A 17230-nucleotide genomic window follows, 5' to 3' on the forward strand; every position below is an offset into this window, starting at 1 on the left:
CGAGGGTCAGGACGAGAGACGGATGCCGAGTTCCCGGGCGAGCGCCACGGCGCGCGGGTCCGCCCCGCCCGGCCACGGGCCGCGCGCGATGGTCCACGCGAACGCGAGGCCGGTGTCGGGGTCGACGCAGGCCAGCGCGCCGGCCGCGCCGTCGTGGCCGAACGCGCGCGGCCCGCCGAACGCGAGCTGCTGCGACGGCTTCTGGAACACGATCGCGTGCGCCCGGTCCTGCTGGTGCAGCACCTCGTCGTAGCCGCGGATCTGCTGCTGGCCGATCGCGGCGACGGTGTCGGCGCTGAGGAAGGGGCCGGCGCCGCCGACGCCGGTGACGGCCGCCGCGAACAGGCGTGCGATGCCACGGGCCGTGCCGGTGCCCGAGCCGGCGGGATGCCCGTACTGCCAGCTGCGACGCGAGTTGGCGAGGTCGACCTCACCGCCCATCGAGCCGAAGACGACCGGGCCGAGCGCCGAGAACGTCGGGGCGGACGTGTCGGACACCGGCCTGATCATCGGCAGGACGTCGACGCGGCGCGACTCGTGCTCGGCCGGGAGGCCGAGGAAGAAGTCGATGCCGTGCGGGGCGCGGATCTCCTGCTCGTAGAACTGGTGGAGCGTGCGGCCGGTCACCCGGAAGACGAGCTCGTCGCCGAGGTTGCCGATCGTGATGGCGTGATAGCCGAACGCGCTCCCCGGGTGCCAGTACGGCCGGCTCGCGGCCAGGCGCTCTGCCGCCGCATGGTGGTCGAGCAGCTCGTCCCAGCTGAGCGCGGGGTCTGCCTGCGGGAGGCCCGCCTGGTGCGACAGCAGCTGCCGCACCGTGACCTGCGCTTTGCCCTTCGCTGCGAACTCTGGCCAGTAGGTCGCGACGCGCTCATCGAGGTCGAGCTCTCCGCGCTCGACGAGCAGGCCGACCGAGAGCCCGATCGTGTTCTTCGTGACCGAGTAAGGCACGATGACCGAGTCCTCGGCCAGGTGCGGTCCGCCCCACGCGTCGAGCACCGGCCTGCCGTCGTGGAACGCCGCGACCTGGAACGACAGATCGGGGTCGGCGGCGAGCAGTCCGTCGAGGCGCGTGACGACCTCCTCCAGCCGCTCGTCTGCGCTCCCGCTCAGGTGGGGGGTGTCGAGCGCCTTCACGCCGCGGTCCAGTCGACCGCGAGCGGCAGGTCCACCACCGAGGCGCCGGCGCGGAGCGTGAACGCGCCCGGCTCGACGACCCACTCGCCCGCCCAGTGGGCGAGGCGGCGGGCGGGCACGGGGACGGTCGCGGTGACGGTCTCGCCAGGTGCGGCGTGCACGGTCGCGAAGCCGACGAGCCAGCGCTCGGGGCGCTCCACCGAGGACTCCGCGCGCTCGGCGTACACCTGCACGACCTGCTTGCCGGCGCGCTCGCCGGTGTTCGCGAGCGTCACCTCGACCGTGTCGCCGATGCGCTGCGCCGCACCCCACGACCAGGTCGTGTAACCGAGTCCGTGGCCGAACGGGAACGCCGGCTCGGCGTCGGCCTTCAGCCACGCGCGGTAGCCGATGTGCAGCCCTTCCTGGTAGTCGAGGCGGCCATCGATCGGAACGACCTCGGTCACCGGCACGTCGGCGAGGGCCGCCGGCCACGTCGTGGGCAGGCGCCCGCCGGGCTCGGCGGCTCCGGTCAGGACGTCGGCGATCGCGTGCCCGAACTCCTGGCCCCCGAAGTACCCCTGCACGACGGCCGCGACCTCGTCCGCCCACGGCAGCACGACCGGCGAACCGGCGTTCACCACGACGACCGTCGGGGTCCCGGTGGCGGCGACGGCGCGCACCAGGTCGTCCTGGCGGCCGGGGAGGTCGAGGCTGGTGCGGTCGTACCCCTCCGACTCGACCTTCGCGTTCGTGCCCACGACGACGATCGCGACCTCGGATGCCGCGGCCTCCGCGACCGCGCGCGCGATGAGCTCGTCGGGATCGGTGCGTTCGGGCGCGATGCCCAGCGTCGCGCTGAGGGCGCCGGACAGCGCGCCGTGGCTCTCGCGCGTGAACTCCACGCGGACCGCGGTCTCGCGACCGGCCTCGACGGCCACCGTGGCGGTGATCGACGGCGGGTTGAGGAAGGCCGCACCCAGGTCGGTGCCCTCGATGACCGGGGCGTCGTCGAGGACGAGACGCCCGTCGACATAGAGCTTGCCCGGGTTCGCGCCGGCGAAGCCGAGCTCGATGTCGCCCGACTCGGCGGGCGTGTACACCGTCTCGAACACCACCGTGGCGCTCGCCGAGATCGGGGCGTCGCCGCCGAACCAGACCAGCGCCGTGGAACGACGGTTCTCGGCGAAGAGCTCGGTGCCGTCGGCGTCGAAGAACGCGACGCGGATGCCGGCCTCGCCGGTGGCCGGGTTGGTCAGCTGGGCGAGCGGGATCTCGGCGACCCCCTCCTGCACGACCGCGCCGATCTCGAAGTTCAGCTCGGCCGCCGGCACCGCGGCGCGGATCGCCTCGAGCGGCGAGACCACGGACTCGGGGATCACCGTGGCGCTGCCGCCGCCCTGCGTGCGGGCCTCGCGGGCGTTCTGCCCGATGACGGCGACGCGGCCGAGGGACGAGGCATCCAGCGGCAGAACCCCCTCGTTGCGCAGCAGCACCGTGCCCTCGATGGCGGCGTCGCGAGCGAACGCGGGGCCGTCGAGCGGAGCGGGCTCGAGAGGGGTCGCGTCACCGAGGGCGCCGACGCGCTCGGCGAGCAGCAGCAGGCGCAGCACCTTGCGGTCGAGGTCGGCCTCGTTCACGCGGCCGTCGCGGATCGCGTCCACCAGGTCTGCCCACGCGGGAGCGGGACCGGGCATCGCGAGGTCCTGCGCGGCCGGCACGGAGCCGAGCGAACGGACGGCGGTCCAGTCGCTGATCACGACGCCGTCGAAGCCCCACTCCGAGTTGAGCGGCGTCTCGAGCAGGTCGTTCTCGGTCATCGTGACGCCGTCGACCGCGTTGTAGGCGCTCATGATGGTCCAGGCCCCCGCTTCGACGGCGCGCTCGAACGGGGCGAGGTAGAGCTCCCGCAGCGCGCGCTCGTCGACGCGGACGTCGACGGTGAAGCGGTCGGTCTCGGAGTCGTTGGCGACGTAGTGCTTCGGCGTCGCGGCGACGCCGTTGTCCTGCAGGCCCCGCACGTACGCGGCGGCGAGCTCGGCGCTCAACTCGGGATCCTCGCTGAAGCACTCGAAGTGCCGGCCGCCGAGCGGCGAGCGGTGCAGGTTGATCGTCGGTCCGAGGACGACGTCGACACCCTTGCGACGGGCCTCGGATGCTGCGGCCGCCCCGTACCGGTACGCCAGGTCGACGTCCCACGAGGCGGCGAGCGCCGACCCCGACGGCAGGTTGAGCGACGGCTCGCGCTCGTCCCAGCGAGGACCGCGGACACCGGCCGGGCCGTCCGACAGGGTCATCGCGCGGAGCCCGATCTCGGGCACGGGGACGGTCGTCCAGAAGTCGGCACCCTGCACGAGAGCCGCCTTCTGCTCGAGGGTGAGGCGCTCGAGCAGCGGCACGAGGTGCAGCACCGACTCGGGGTGCGTGGAGGTGGCGGTCTCGGTCATCGGGGGAGGTTTCCGTTCTCGGAGGGAGGATCAGAGGGGCGGATGCAGCGACCCGGCCCGCGAGGGCCGGGTCGCCGCATCCGTCGGGTCAGATGACGCCCGCAGCCGCCTCGGCGTCGAGGAGTGCGCGCCGCGCGATGCGGCGCTCCTCCTGCTTGTCGGGGTCGGGCACGGGCGCGGCCATGAACAGCCGCTGGGTGTAGGGGTGCTGGGGGTCTGAGGTCACCCGGTCGCCGTCGCCCGTCTCGACGATCTCGCCGCGGTACATCACCGCGACGCGGTGGCTGATGTGGCGCACCACCGCGAGATCGTGCGTGACGAAGAGGTAGGCGACACCGGTGCGGTTCTGGATGTCGATGAAGAGGTCAAGCACGCGGGCCTGGGTCGACAGATCGAGCGCCGACACCGGCTCGTCGCACACGATGAGCCGCGGTCGCAGGGCGAGCGCCCGGGCGATCGCGACGCGCTGGCGCTGACCGCCTGAGAACTCGCGGGGGAGGCGTCCACGCGCGTCGGCGGGCAGCCCCACCTGATCGAGCAGATCGCGCACCCGCGACTTCGCCTCGCTCGACGAGACGCCCGCCGCGGTGAGCGGCTCGGCGAGGATCTGCTCGATCGTCATCGACGGGTTCAGCGACGAGTACGGGTCCTGGAAGACGACCTGGATCTCGGAGCTGAGCGCGCGGCGCTCCTGGCGCTTGAGGTGCGAGATGTCCTTGCCGCCGTAGAAGATCGACCCCTCGGTCACCGGTGCGAGGCCCAGGGCCGCGCGGCCGAGCGTGGTCTTGCCCGACCCCGACTCGCCGACGAGTCCGACCGTCTCACCCGGAAGGATGTTGAGCGACACGCCCTTGAGGGCCCGGAACGGCTGGGCTCGGAAGCCCTTGCCCGGGTACTCGACGACGAGGTCCTTGATGTCCAGCAGCGGAGTGCTCATGCCCGTGCTCCCTTCGTGACGAGCGGACCGCGGGCGGGACCCTCGTCGAGGATCGCGTCCAGCAGCGCCCGCGTGTACGGGTGCTGCGCGTCGTTGAAGATCGCGCGCACCGGTCCCTGCTCGACGAACCGGCCACTCTGCATGACGGTCACCCGGTCGCACAGGTCCGCGACGACGCCGAAGTTGTGGGTCACCAGGAGCATCGCCATGTGGCGCTCGGCCTGCAGGTCGCGCAGCAGCTCGAGCACCTCCGCCTGCACCGTGACGTCCAGGGCCGTGGTCGGCTCGTCGGCGATGATGAGGTCGGGGTCGGTCGACACGGCGCCTGCGATGAGCACGCGCTGCGCCATGCCGCCCGAGACTTCGAACGGGTACGCGTCGAACGTGCGCTTCGGGTTGGGGATGCCGACCCGGGCGAGCAGCTCGAGCGAGCGGTCGGTGGCCGCCTTCTTCGAGAGACCGAGGTTCTTGCGCAGCGGCTCGACCAGCTGGCTGCCGATCGTGAACGACGGGTCGAGGTTCGACATCGGCTCCTGCGGGATGTACCCGATGCGCTTGCCGCGCAGGCCCGCGTAGGCGCGGTCGTCGCCATCGGCGATCTCGGTGCCCTCGTACAGGATGGAGCCGCCGGTGACGTGTCCGCCGCGGGGGAGCAGGCCCAGCACCGCGAACGCGGTCTGCGTCTTGCCCGAGCCGGACTCGCCGATGAGACCGTGCACCTCGCCCTTGCGGATGTCGAGCGAGACGCCGTGGACGACCTCGATGTGCGAGCCGTCGGGCTGGTCGTAGCCGACGTGCAGGTCGCGGACGTCGAGCACCTTCTCGGTCGCCTTGCTGCGCGCGTCGCCCTTGTGGACGATGACGCCGTCGGTCTCGAAGATCGGCGGCTCGTCGAGGTCGACGACGTCGCCCCCGCTGAGTCCCACCGACGTCGTGACGGCGGCGACCGAGCCGGTCGCGGTCGCGACCGCGCGGCGGCGCTTGCGCCGCACCGAGACGGTGCGCTCGATCTCGTCGCGCATCACGTTGGCCAGGAGCGTCAGCGCGATGCAGGTGAGGGCGATCGCGAGCGACGGCCAGAGCATCAGGAGGGGCTCCTTGTAGATGTTCTTGAAGCCGTCGTTGAGCATCTGGCCCCACGTGGGCACGGCGATGTCGCCGAGGCCGAGGAACTCGAGGCCGGACTGGATCGCGATGGCGATGCCGGCGATGATCGCGGACTGGATGATGATCGGCGCGCGCACGACCGAGAGCACGTGGCGGCCGATGATGCGCGTGTCGCTGAGGCCCGACACGCGGGCGGCGTCGACGTAGAGCTCGGTGCGCACCGCCGTCACCGACGCGTACACCAGTCGGTAGAACGCCGGCGCGAGCAGGATGCCGAAGATGAACATCGAGATCCAGACCGACGGGCCGAGCACGGCGCGCGCCGCGAGCAGCACCACGATGCCGGGAAGGGCCATGTTCAGCTCGGTGACCCACGTGGCAGCGTTGTTGAACCAGCCCTGGTAGTAGCCGGCGATGAGGCCGCTGACCACACCCAGGACGAGCGCGACCACGAGGGCGAGAAGAGCGGCCAGGACGGTCGTCTGGGTCGCGGCCAGCAGACGCGAGAACACGTCGCGGCCGCTGCCGTCGGTGCCGAGGAGGTGCTCTGCGCTGGGCGACGCGAGGACGTTGCGGATGTCGGCGTAGTTGGGGTCCTGCGGAGCGATCCACGGCCCGATGATCGCGATGATCCCCAGGAACACGAGGAAGATCAGCGAGGCGAGGCCGACGGGGCGGCGCACCAGCCGGCGCCAGAGCGAGACGCGTACCGGCGCGACCGGTACGTCGAGGGGGACGTCGATGGCGGTCATGAGAGTCGCACCTTCGGGTTCAGCGCCGCCTGGGCGAGGTCGATGAGGAGGTTCACGATGACGACGATGACCGCGAAGGCGATCACGACGCCCATGACGACCGGGATGTCGCCGAGGGTGGTGGCGCGGACGGTGAGCTGGCCCATACCGGGGATGGCGAAGACCTGCTCGACGATGACGGCCCCACCGAGAAGGCCGATGAACTGCACGGCGAGCACCGCCAGTGCGGGGCCGCCGGCGTTGCGGAGCACGTGGCGGTACACGACCGAGTTCGTGCTGAGGCCGCGCGAGCGGAGCGTGCGGACGTAGTCCCGCGACATCGCGTCGATGACCGAGCCGCGGACCTGCTGCGACACGGCCGCGATCGCGCCGATCGACAGCGCCACGATGGGCAGGGTCACGGACGAGAGCCAGCCCGACACCGAGGTGGTCGCAGGCACGTACCCGGTCGCCTTGAACCAGCCCAGGTTGATCGCGAACACGAGCACGAGGCCCAGTGCGATGAGGAAGCCGGGGATCGCGAAGCCGATGAGGGAGATCACCTGGACGCTGCCGTCGACCCAGCCGCCGCGGCGGGCGGCGAGGATGCCGAGGACGACCGCGACGATCGCCGAGACGAGGGTCGCACCGATCACGATCGCGAGGGTGACGGAGAGGCGGTTGCTGACGCTCGTCGAGACCAGCTCGCCGGTGAACCAGCTGCGACCGAGGTCGCCCGTGAGGGCGCCGGTGACCCAGTTCCAGTACTGCTGCAGCAGCGGCTGGTCCAGCCCGAGCTGTTCGGTCTTCTTGGCGACGGTCTCGGCGGTGGCGTTCTCGCCGAGGATGCGGCGGGCGATGTCGCCGCCCGCGGCGTACAGGAGGACGAACGCGAGGAACGAGATCACCGCGATGAGGATGACGCCCGACAGTACGCGCCGGAGGATGAATGAGAGCATGTCGCTTTCCCGTGGGTGGTGTCTCCCCGCCCGCCCGCGGCGTGCGGGCGGGCGGGGAGAGGTTTCAGTTCTTCGGCGAGAAGTCGAAGATCGACGGGTAGGCGTTGGTGGGCCAGAACTCGAGGTTCGTGTTCGCGTCGGTCGCGTACGTGCCCTGGACCCGGAAGAACGGCGCGAACCAGGCCTGCTCGACCAGGTAGGCGTTGAGGTCCTTCGTGGCCTGTTCCGCCTCCTCCGGCGTGCCCAGCTGGATCGTCGAGATGTACTCGTCGACCTGCGGGTCCTGCGAGTGGAACGGGTTGAACGTCGCATCAGGCGCGATCATGAAGTTGATCAGCTGCCAGTCGGGGTTCTGCTCGAGCGCCATCCACGTCGCCGGGTACTTCGGGGCGAGCATGTCGGTGATGAAGTTGCCCGTGCCGGGGTCGGTGTAGTTCACCGTGATCCCGATGTCGGCGAGCTGCTGCGCGACCAGGTCGAACGTGGTCTGGAACGCCGGGGTCGACATCATCTCGATCGAGAACCCGTCAGGGTAGCCCGCCTCGGCGAGGAGCTTCTTGGCGCCCTCGGGGTCGTACTCGTAGGTGCTGTCCAGGGCCTCGTCGTAGCCGACGGAGGTCGCAGGGAAGACCTGCTCGGTGACTGTTCCGTAGCCGGCCTGCAGCGCCTCCAGCAGCGCCTCGCGGTCGAACGCCATGTTGATCGCCTGGCGCACCTTGACGTCGGCGAGCTCGGGTGCCATCGTTCCGGCGCGGTCGAACAGCAGCAGGCCCTGGAAGTCGAGCTCGTTGGACTCGATCGTCCAGCCGGATGCCTCGATCTCGGGGATCGTGTCGTTGTTCACGATCTTCGCGCCGTTGGCCTCGCCGGCCTTGAGGGCGTTGAGCGTCGCGGTCGGGTCCTCGATCACATTGATCGTCAGGTTGTCGTACTTGACGGCGTCCGGGTTCCAGTAGTCCGGGTTGGCTGTATAGACGTAGGTGGTGCCGGTGACGGTCGACGCGGTGTCGAGCACGTACGGGCCGGAGCCGATCGGCTCGGTGGCCGAGTCGGGGTCGTCGAACGTGGACGGCGCCTGGATGAGACCGGGGGCGATCGAGAGCATGTTGACCAGGGACGGGTCGGGCGCGTCCTGCGTGATGGTCACGGTGGTGGCGTCGACGGCCGCGAACTCCTTGCCGGCCAGCGTCGCGGCCTGCGGCGAGGTGCCGTCGCGGAAGCGCTCGAGGCTCGCCACGACGGCGTCGGCGTCGAGCTTGGTGCCGTCGGTGAACTCGACGTCGTCGCGGAGCGTCAGCGTCAGCACGGTGTTGTCTTCGTTGTACTCCCACTCCGTGGCGAGCCAGGGCTCGATCTCACCGTCGGAGTTCTTCTGCAGCAGCGTGTCGAACACGGCCTGGAAGAAGGGGCTGCGGTTGCCGTACTCCGCTCCCTGTCCGATGTCGTAGCTCGTGGGCCCGATGATCGCAGTGAGCGTGAGCCGGTCTGCTCGGCCGGAGTCGCTGGCGCCCGACCCGTCGTCCCCGGCACCGGCGCAGCCGGTGAGGGCGAGAGCGGCGATCGCGATGGTGGCTGCTGTGGCCTTCCAACGGAACATCCTTGGTCCCTTCATCTGTGGCGATGCCCCTGCGGATCGCCTACTGCCGGGAGACGCTAACAGCAATTTCTAGTGCCCGCTAGGTTTTAGAGCCAAAAAACTAGCGAGCATTAGGAATTCGTTATAGAACGGAGGGAGAGGACCCCGACGGGCACCGACGGAGGTGCCCCGACTGATGCGGGGATACGGTGTGACGATGACCGAGACGACTGCCGCTCAGACAAAGGCGGGGACCGCTCCCACGAGAACGCGCAAGCCGCGGGGCGAGTACGCCAAGTCGGCAGAGACACGCACGGCGATCCTCGATGCCGCGCTCGAAGTGTTCTCGCAGTCGGGATACCGGGCCGGATCGCTCCGCGAGGTCGCGGAGCGCGTCGGCATGAGTGAGGCGGGGCTCCTGCACCACTTCCGGAGCAAGAGCGCCCTGCTGATGGCGCTGCTCGAGCACCGCGACGAGCTGTCGCGCGCCCGCGTCGACTTCGACCTCCCCGACGGCGTCGAGGCGCTGCGGGCGCTCGCCGAGCTGGCGCGGTTCAACGCGGCGCAGCCCGGCATCGTCGAGCTGTACACGACCCTGTCGGCAGAGGCCACCGCGCCGTCCCACCCCGCGCACGACTACTTCGTCAATCGCTACAACGAGGTCCGGACCAGCGTGACGGGCTCGTTCGAGCGCGCCGCCGCCGCAGGTCGCCTGGTCGACGGCGTCGACCCCCGGCGTGCGGCCGTCGCCATGATCGCGCTCATGGACGGTCTGCAGGTGCAGTGGCTGCTCGCTCCCGACTCGACCGACATGGCGGAGGCGCTCCACGAGACCCTCCGCGCCCTCATCCGCGGCTACGACCTCGTCTCGATCGAGAACGCTCTGGATGCGCAGGCGGCGGAGGCGGCATCCATCGAGGCCGGCACCACGCCCGCTTCGGAGGGGTCGGAGGGGCAGGCATGATCCGCGAGCCGTTTCTCGAGGGCTGGACAGCAGGCCCGAAGCTCGGGGCGTTCGAGGCGCCGACACCCGAATCCGCACCGCGGCCGGTGCGGCTGCCGCACGACGCGGTGCGGGACCTCCCGCGCTCGGCCGGCAGTGACCAGGGCGTGCACACCGGGTACGTCCCCGGTGGGGTCTTCGAGTACGCGAAGACGTTCGACGTTCCCGTCGACTGGCGCGACAAGACCGTGCGCCTCGAGTTCGAGGGCGTCTACCGCGACGCCGTCGTGTTCCTCAACGGCGACGCCGTGACGCACGAGCCGAACGGATACAACGCGTTCGAGGCTGTCCTCGACCCGTACCTGCGGCCCGGCGAGCCCAACCGCGTGACGGTCGAGGCCCGCGCGCACCGCGACAGCCGGTGGTATTCCGGCGCGGGAATCTATCGCCCGGTCCACCTCGTCGTCGCCGATCCCGTGCACATCCCGCTCGACGGCACGCGCGTCACCACACCCGACATCGACGCCGATCGGGCGGTGGTGCAGGTCGCGACCACGGTGCGAAACGGCACGCGCCGCACCCGCACGCTGCGACTCACCTGGACGGTGGAGGCGCCGGACGGCTCCGACGTCGCGACGGGAACGGCGCCGGTGACGGTGCTTGCGAACGCCGACGCCGTGGCCCGCGTGCGCCTCGCGGTCGACGGTCCTGCGCTGTGGAGCGTCGATGCCCCCGCGCTGCACCGCGTGCGGACGATCCTCACCGACGAGAGCGGGGACCTGATCGACACGGATGCCGCGACCTTCGGCATCCGTCGCCTGCAGGTCGATGCGGCGCGCGGGCTGCGGATCAACGGCGAGACCGTCACGCTGCGGGGCGCGTGCGTGCACCACGACAGCGGGCCGCTGGGCGCGGCGACGTTCGCCGCGGCCGAGGACCGGCGCGTGCGCCTGCTGAAGGCCGCCGGGTTCAACGCGCTGCGGAGCGCGCACAACCCCATGAGTCGCGCCATGCTCGACGCGTGCGACCGGCACGGCGTGCTCGTGATGGACGAGCTCACCGACACCTGGACCCGCTCCAAGGTCGCGTTCGACGCCGCTCCGGGCTTCCCCGACCGGTGGCGCCACGACGTCGCAGCGCTCGTCGCGAAGGACGTCAACCACCCGAGCGTCATCATGTACTCGATCGGGAATGAGATCCTCGAGCTGGCGACGCCTGCGGGGTCCGCGTGGAGCCGGCGACTCGCCGAGGCCTTCCGCGAGGCCGACGACACGCGCCTCGTCACGAACGGCATCAACGGGATCATCGCGAATCTCGACAAGATGGGCCGCCCCGAGGACTCCGATGAGACCGGGCCGACCGACCCGAACACGATGATGGCGACGATGGGCGACACGATGGCACGCGCCAATGCGTCGGAGCTCGTCACCGCGTCGACCGAGGAGTCGGCATCGGTGCTCGACGTCGTCGGGTTGAACTACGCCGAGTCGCGGTACGAACTCGATCGCGAGCTGTTCCCGAACCGTGTGATCGTCGGATCCGAGACCTTCCCGTCGCGCATCGAGAAGATGTGGGACCTCGTCGAGCGGCTCGACCACGTCGTCGGCGACTTCACCTGGACGGGCTGGGACTACCTCGGCGAGGCCGGCATCGGCCGCGTCGATTACACCGACGAGCCGGGCTACGAGCCGACCGGCACGGCGGGCCCGTATCCGCACCTGCTCGCCGGGTGCGGCGACATCGACATCACGGGCTTCCGGCGACCGGTCTCGTACTACCGCGAGATCGTGTTCGGCCTGCGCACCGAGCCGTACCTGGCCGTGCACCCGCCGCGGCATCACGGCCGGCCCACTGCGACGACGCCCTGGTCCTGGGACGAATCGGTGTCGTCATGGACGTGGGATGCCGAGCCCGGCGCCCCCGTGACGGTCGACGTCTACGCGCCTGCCGAGGAGGTCGAGCTGCTGCGGGATGGCGTCTCGCTCGGTGTGACCGCGGTCGGAGCCGAGAAGGCGTTCCGTGCCCGGTTCGAGACCGAGTACCGCCCGGGTGAGCTCGTCGCGATCGCCCGCACCGGCGGCGTCGAGGTCGGGCGCACGGCGTTGCGGACGGCCGGCGACGTGGGGCTCGCAGCATCCGTCGAGGAGTCCGAGATCTCTTCCGACGGGCTGGGGTTCGTCGCGATCTCGCTGGCCGACGCGGACGGCGTCGTCGCGGTCGACGCGGACCGGCTCGTCACGGTGGCCGTCGACGGCGACGCCGAACTCGTCGGACTCGGCACCGGACGCATCCGCACCGAGGAGTCGTTCGCGGGCCCCTCGGTCACCACGCACGACGGGCGCGCCCTCGCGATCGTGCGGCCCACCGGGCCGGGATCGGCGACGGTGACGGTGACCGCCGACGGGCTGGCCGCAGCATCCGTCGCGCTCACCGTCTCCTAAGTCGCGGGAGCGGCGGGTCAGCCGGCGCGGACCCGGGCCCGGAGCTTGTCTTCCTCGTCGCTCGGAAGCACGCGGATCGGCGTGGTGCCGGCGACCTCGTCGCTGAACTCCTCGGGGGCGACGATGGTGAGCGGTCGCGTCTCGTCGAGCGTGAGGCGGAACCGCTTCTGCTCGTGGCGGTGCAGGCGCCCCGACCAGAGCAGCCATGTGGCGCCGATCGCGAAGGCGACGAACGCGGCGACGGCACCGACGAGGATCGCCGCGCGCGGACCGAACTCGCCGGCCACCCATCCCACGATGGGCGCGCCGATCGGGGTGCCGCCCATGAGGATCGCCATGTACAGCGCGAGCACGCGGCCGCGCAGCACCGGGTCGGTGGTGGTCTGCACGTAGCCGTTCGCGGTGGTCATCATGGTGACGACGGAGAAGCCCGTGAACATGAGGGTGATCGCGTAGAGCCAGTACGTCGGCATGAACGCCGACACCACGGCGGCGATCCCGAACATCGCGGTGCCGCTGATGAGGACGCGCAGCCGTGCACGGTCGCGGCGGGCGGCCAGCAGGGCGCCTGCGACCGAACCGATCGCGAGGATCGAGCTGAGCAGGCCGAAGCCGTCGGCCTCTTTGCCGAACTCGACGGCCATGGTCGACGCGAGGATCGGGAAGTTCATGCCGAAAGCGCCGATGAGGAACACCATCGCGCACGTCACGATGAGGTCGGGGCGGCCGGCGACGTAGCGGAATCCGTCGGCGAGCCGCGAGGACTGCGGCGCCTTCACACGCGGCACGAGTTCATGGGTGCGGATCAGCACGAGCGCGGCGAGCATCGCGAGGAACGTCACGGCGTTGGCGACGAACACCCATCCGGTGCCGATCGCGACGATGACGATGCCCGCGACCGCGGGACCGATCATGCGGGCGCCGTTGAACGACGCCGCGTTGAGCGCGACCGCGTTCGACGCGTTCTCGCGGGCGACGAGGTCCGACACGAAGGCCTGGCGGGCGGGGTTGTCGAACGCGGCGACGACACCCAGCGCGAGTGCGAACCCGTACATGATCGGCAGCGTCATCGCGCCGGCGAAGATGAGCACGCCGATCGCGACGCCGAGCAGGAGCAGCAGGCTCTGCGTGACGAGGAGCAGCTTGCGGCGGTCGAAGCGGTCTGCGACCAGCCCGGTGACGCCGACGAGGAGCAGCGGCGGGGCGAACTGCAGCGCCATCGTGACGCCCATCGCGGCGGCGTCGTTGTCGGTCAGCTCGGTGAGCACCACCCAGCTGATCGCGGTGGACTGCATCCACGCGCCGATGTTCGACACCAGCGCGCCGATGAACCAGACGCGGTAGTTGAACGCGGAGAAGGAGCGGAACATGGCGCTCATCGGGCCACCATCCGCTCCATGATGTCGGCCGCGGCGGCGAGGGTCTCGCGCTCTGCGGGTGAGAGCTCGGCGAGCGAGGCCTCGACCCACGCATCGCGGCGGCGGGCGGTCTCTTCGACGACCGCCACGCCCTCGGGGGTGAGCGAGATGACGACCTTCCGGCCGTCGCGCTCGTCGGCGCCGCGCACGATGTAGCCGGAGTCCTGCAGGCAGTTGACGGTGCGATTCATCGACGGGGCCGAGACGCGTTCACGCTCGGCGAGATCGCCGAGCGTGTGGGGACCGTGCACCTTGAGGGCGGCGAGCACCGCGAACTGCCCGTCGCTCATCGAGTCGACGGCGCGCTGCGTGCGCATGCGCCGCGCGAGACGGAACGTCGCGATGCGCAGCTGCGAGGCGGCGGGGGAGAGGTCTGCGTGAGGGCCGGCATCGGAGCCGGTGTCTGAATCTGAAATCTCGTTGCTGCTCATCCGGATATTTAGCCTAGCTCATTAGTCTTGCTAAACAAAGTTCACATGGGACGGATGCTGCGGGCCGAGGCAACGCCGGGGCGTGGGGAGCGTCCCCCTAGACTTCTCCGCATGCCCGAGTTCATCGATGCGCACGACATCACGATCTACTACGACGTCCATCCGGCGCAGGTGGAGCCGCGCGCGATCGTGCAGCTGCTGCACGGCGTCGGTGAGCATGCCGGACGATACGGCGAGCTGATCGCCGCTCTCACCGGGGCCGGGTACATCGTGTACGCCGCCGATCACCGCGGCCACGGCCGCACGGGCATGAGGCAGCACGCCGGTGACGTCTCCCGCCTCGGTCATCTGGGTCCCGGCGGCCTGCGGGGAGCGCTCGCCACGATGTGGCAGTTCACTCAGCAGATCCGCGCCGAGAACCCGGGGCTGCCGCTGGTGCTGCTGGGCCACTCGGGCGGCTCGGTGCTCGCCCAGATGCTCGTCAACGAGCACCCCGATGCGTACGACGCGCTCGTGCTCACCGGCACGGCGCTGCGCATGCCGGGTTCGATCCACACCAGCGGCCTCAACAAGCCGTGGGACGGTCCAGGCGCCATGGGCACCGAGTGGCTGTCGAGCGACCTGTCGGTGGGGCGGGCGTTCCTCGACGATCCGCTCACCACGAGCGAGGATCCGATCAAGCTCATCGGTGTGATCGACTCCCTGCGCATGTACGGCAAGCCGCGCAAGGACCTCGGCGTCGACATCCCCACGATCCTCATGGTCGGCCGCGACGACACCGTGGGCGGTCCGCGCAGCGTCCACCGGCTGGCCGATGCGTACCGCACGCGCTCGGGCTTCACCGACGTGACGACGCTCGTGTACCCGGACGCGCGCCACGAGATCTTCAACGAGGTCATGCAGGCGGAGGTCCGCGCGGACCTGCTCGCCTGGCTCGACAAGCACATCGCCGACCGCACCTGAGTGCGGCGGCGGCGCCCGTCCGATCGGCGCCCGTGCCCGCCGCGCGAATAGGCTGAACCCCATGCACGGCGAATACAAGGTGCCCGGCGGCAAGCTCGTGGTCGTCGACCTCGAGGAGCGCGACGGACGCATCGCGGACTTCCACCTCGCGGGGGACTTCTTCCTCGAACCCGACGACGCACTCGCCGACATCGACGCCGCCGTCAACGGGCTCCCGATCGAGGCGGACGTCGCGGCCATCGCCACCGCCGTCCGCTCCGCTCTCCCCGACGGGGCTCAGCTGCTGGGCTTCACGCCGGAGGCGGTCGGCACCGCGGTCCGCCGCGCACTCGTGACGGCCCCGGGATGGCGCGACTTCGACTGGGAGATCGTGCACGACAAGCCGGTCTCGCCCCGCATGAACCTCGCGCTCGACGAGGTGCTCACCGGCCGGGTCGGCGACGGCCGCCGGCGGCCCACGCTGCGCATCTGGGAGTGGGACGAGAACGCCGTGGTGATCGGCTCGTTCCAGTCCCTCCGCAACGAGGTCGATCCCGACGGCGCTGCCGCCCACGGGTACGACATCGTCCGCCGCATCTCCGGGGGTGGCGCCATGCTCATGGGCGCGAACTCGATCGTCACGTACTCGCTGTACGTGCCGGCATCCCTCGTCGCCGGGCTCACGTTCGCGGACTCGTACGCGTTCCTCGACGACTGGGTGCTGCAGGCGCTGCGCGCGCTCGGCATCGAGGCGACCTACCAGCCGCTCAACGACATCGCCTCGCCGCAGGGCAAGATCGGCGGTGCCGCCCAGAAGCGCCTCGCGAACGGGGGAGTGCTGCACCACGCGACCCTCAGCTACGACATGGACGGCGAGGTCATGACCGAGGTGCTGCGCATCGGCCGCGAGAAGCTCAGCGACAAGGGCACGACGTCGGCGGCCAAGCGCGTCGATCCCCTGCGCCGCCAGACGGGCCTGCCCCGCGAGGCGATCATCGCCAAGCTCGAAGAGACCTTCACCCACCTCTACGGCGCGGTCCCCGGGCACATCGCCGACGACGAGTACGCCGAGGCCGAGGCCCTCGTGGCGTCGAAGTTCGCGACGGACGCATGGCTTCGCCGGGTCCCCTGATCGGGGCGCCGGGCCCCACGCCCCCTCCAGGCGCCGCCGGCGCGTCGCCCGGAGCCTCCGGGCGCGTGAGCCCGGCTGCACCTCCCGGCTCGGTCCAGATCCACCACGGTGACAACCTCGAGGTCTCCCGCACGCTGCCCGACGCGTCGTTCACCCTGATCTACCTGGATCCGCCCTTCAACACCGGGCGCCCGCAGGAGCGGTCCATCGAGACCGCGCGGTCCGCAGCATCCGTCTCCGCGTCGGTCGCTTCCCCCGCGAAAGGTCAGCTGGTCGACGAGGGAGCGGGAAGCAACCAGCCTCTCGGCGACCAGGTGGACTCTCGCGTATCGAGGACGGGGGCGCCCGGCGTCGTGCGGCGCGGGTTCCACGGGCGCGAGTACGAGCGGATCCGCGGCGATCTGCGCGCGTACGACGACCGGTTCGACGACTACTGGGGCTTCCTCGAGCCGCGGCTCATCGAGGCGTGGCGCCTGCTCGCCGATGACGGCACCCTGTACCTCCACCTCGACTACCGTGAGGCGCACTACGCGAAGGTGCTCATGGACGCGCTCGTCGGGCGCGAGCGGTTCCTCAACGAGCTGATCTGGGCCTACGACTACGGGGCGAAGACGCGCAAGCGGTGGCCCACGAAGCACGACACGATCCTCGTGTACGTGAAGGACCCGAAGTCGTACTGGTTCGACTCGGAGGCCGTCGACCGCGAGCCCTACATGGCGCCGGGCCTCGTCACCCCCGAGAAGGCCGAGCGCGGCAAGCTTCCGACCGACGTCTGGTGGCACACGATCGTGCCGACCACGGGCCGTGAGAAGACCGGGTACCCGACGCAGAAGCCCGAGGGGATCCTCCGGCGCATCGTGCAGGCCTCCTCGCGCCCCGGTGATCGGGTGCTCGACTTCTTCGCCGGCAGCGGTACGACCGGCGCGGTCGCGGCGGCGCTCGGCCGCGATGCGGTGCTCGTCGACCACAACCCCGCCGCGATCGCCGTGATGCGAGAACGGATGCCGCATGCTCGCGTGTTCGGAACCCCCGGTCGTTGAGCGAGCGAGG

Annotated in this window: 13 protein-coding genes; 5 read left to right on the forward strand and 8 right to left on the reverse strand. The window is 70.7% G+C overall.

The window, feature by feature from the left end:
- Window positions 1–6: 6 nt before the first annotated feature.
- The 6 genes from AC3A46_RS10145 to AC3A46_RS10170 form a co-directional block, all read right to left on the reverse strand.
- Window positions 7–1137, reverse strand: a complete 1131-nt coding sequence (locus AC3A46_RS10145) for a serine hydrolase domain-containing protein (RefSeq protein ID WP_487665076.1) — start codon at window positions 1135–1137, stop codon at window positions 7–9.
- Window positions 1134–3563 carry a beta-glucosidase gene (locus AC3A46_RS10150; protein ID WP_487665077.1) on the reverse strand — a complete coding sequence of 810 codons (2430 nt, stop codon included), beginning with the start codon at window positions 3561–3563 and terminating at the stop codon, window positions 1134–1136. Before AC3A46_RS10150 ends, AC3A46_RS10145 begins: the two co-directional genes overlap by 4 nt.
- Before the next feature lie 88 nt (window positions 3564–3651).
- Window positions 3652–4500: an ATP-binding cassette domain-containing protein gene (locus AC3A46_RS10155; RefSeq protein WP_487665078.1), complete on the reverse strand. Its 849-nt coding sequence runs from the start codon at window positions 4498–4500 to the stop codon at window positions 3652–3654.
- Window positions 4497–6359 carry a dipeptide/oligopeptide/nickel ABC transporter permease/ATP-binding protein gene (locus AC3A46_RS10160; RefSeq protein WP_487665079.1) on the reverse strand — a complete coding sequence of 621 codons (1863 nt, stop codon included), beginning with the start codon at window positions 6357–6359 and terminating at the stop codon, window positions 4497–4499. The genes AC3A46_RS10155 and AC3A46_RS10160 overlap by 4 nt, the downstream gene beginning before the upstream one ends.
- Window positions 6356–7297 (reverse strand): ABC transporter permease, encoded by a 942-nt coding sequence (locus tag AC3A46_RS10165; protein WP_487665080.1) that lies wholly within the window; start codon window positions 7295–7297, stop codon window positions 6356–6358. Before AC3A46_RS10165 ends, AC3A46_RS10160 begins: the two co-directional genes overlap by 4 nt.
- 64 nt (window positions 7298–7361) lie before the next feature.
- Window positions 7362–8894, reverse strand: coding sequence for an ABC transporter substrate-binding protein (locus AC3A46_RS10170; RefSeq protein ID WP_487665081.1), 1533 nt, complete (start codon window positions 8892–8894; stop codon window positions 7362–7364).
- 196 nt (window positions 8895–9090) lie between these two features.
- Between AC3A46_RS10170 and AC3A46_RS10175 the strand changes: the two genes are divergently transcribed.
- Window positions 9091–9837: a TetR/AcrR family transcriptional regulator gene (locus tag AC3A46_RS10175; RefSeq protein WP_487665082.1), complete on the forward strand. Its 747-nt coding sequence runs from the start codon at window positions 9091–9093 to the stop codon at window positions 9835–9837.
- Window positions 9834–12257 carry a glycoside hydrolase family 2 TIM barrel-domain containing protein gene (locus AC3A46_RS10180; protein WP_487665083.1) on the forward strand — a complete coding sequence of 808 codons (2424 nt, stop codon included), beginning with the start codon at window positions 9834–9836 and terminating at the stop codon, window positions 12255–12257. Before AC3A46_RS10175 ends, AC3A46_RS10180 begins: the two co-directional genes overlap by 4 nt.
- Window positions 12258–12274: 17 nt before the next feature.
- Here AC3A46_RS10180 and AC3A46_RS10185 read toward each other — a convergent pair whose 3' ends face one another.
- Both AC3A46_RS10185 and AC3A46_RS10190 read right to left on the reverse strand, forming a co-directional pair.
- Window positions 12275–13636, reverse strand: a complete 1362-nt coding sequence (locus AC3A46_RS10185) for an MFS transporter (RefSeq protein ID WP_487665084.1) — start codon at window positions 13634–13636, stop codon at window positions 12275–12277.
- Entirely contained in the window at window positions 13633–14106 is a 474-nt protein-coding gene (locus AC3A46_RS10190; RefSeq protein ID WP_487665085.1) for a MarR family winged helix-turn-helix transcriptional regulator, read from the reverse strand. Before AC3A46_RS10190 ends, AC3A46_RS10185 begins: the two co-directional genes overlap by 4 nt.
- Before the next feature lie 111 nt (window positions 14107–14217).
- Here AC3A46_RS10190 and AC3A46_RS10195 point away from each other — a divergent pair, with 111 nt between their 5' ends.
- The 3 genes from AC3A46_RS10195 to AC3A46_RS10205 all read left to right on the forward strand — a co-directional run bounded on the left by AC3A46_RS10195 (window position 14218) and on the right by AC3A46_RS10205 (window position 17220).
- Complete coding sequence (locus tag AC3A46_RS10195; protein WP_487665086.1) at window positions 14218–15069, forward strand: alpha/beta hydrolase; 852 nt, start codon at window positions 14218–14220, stop codon at window positions 15067–15069.
- Window positions 15070–15130: 61 nt separating this feature from the next.
- The gene (lplAB, locus tag AC3A46_RS10200; protein WP_487665087.1) at window positions 15131–16180 is read left to right on the forward strand and encodes a lipoate-protein ligase LplAB; all 1050 of its coding nucleotides are present in this window, start codon (window positions 15131–15133) and stop codon (window positions 16178–16180) included.
- Entirely contained in the window at window positions 16159–17220 is a 1062-nt protein-coding gene (locus AC3A46_RS10205) for a DNA-methyltransferase (RefSeq protein ID WP_487665088.1), read from the forward strand. The genes lplAB and AC3A46_RS10205 overlap by 22 nt, the downstream gene beginning before the upstream one ends.
- The last annotated feature ends 10 nt before the right edge of the window (window positions 17221–17230 follow it).

It is taken from the genome of Microbacterium sp. Soil_C_42, from assembly GCF_057656735.1.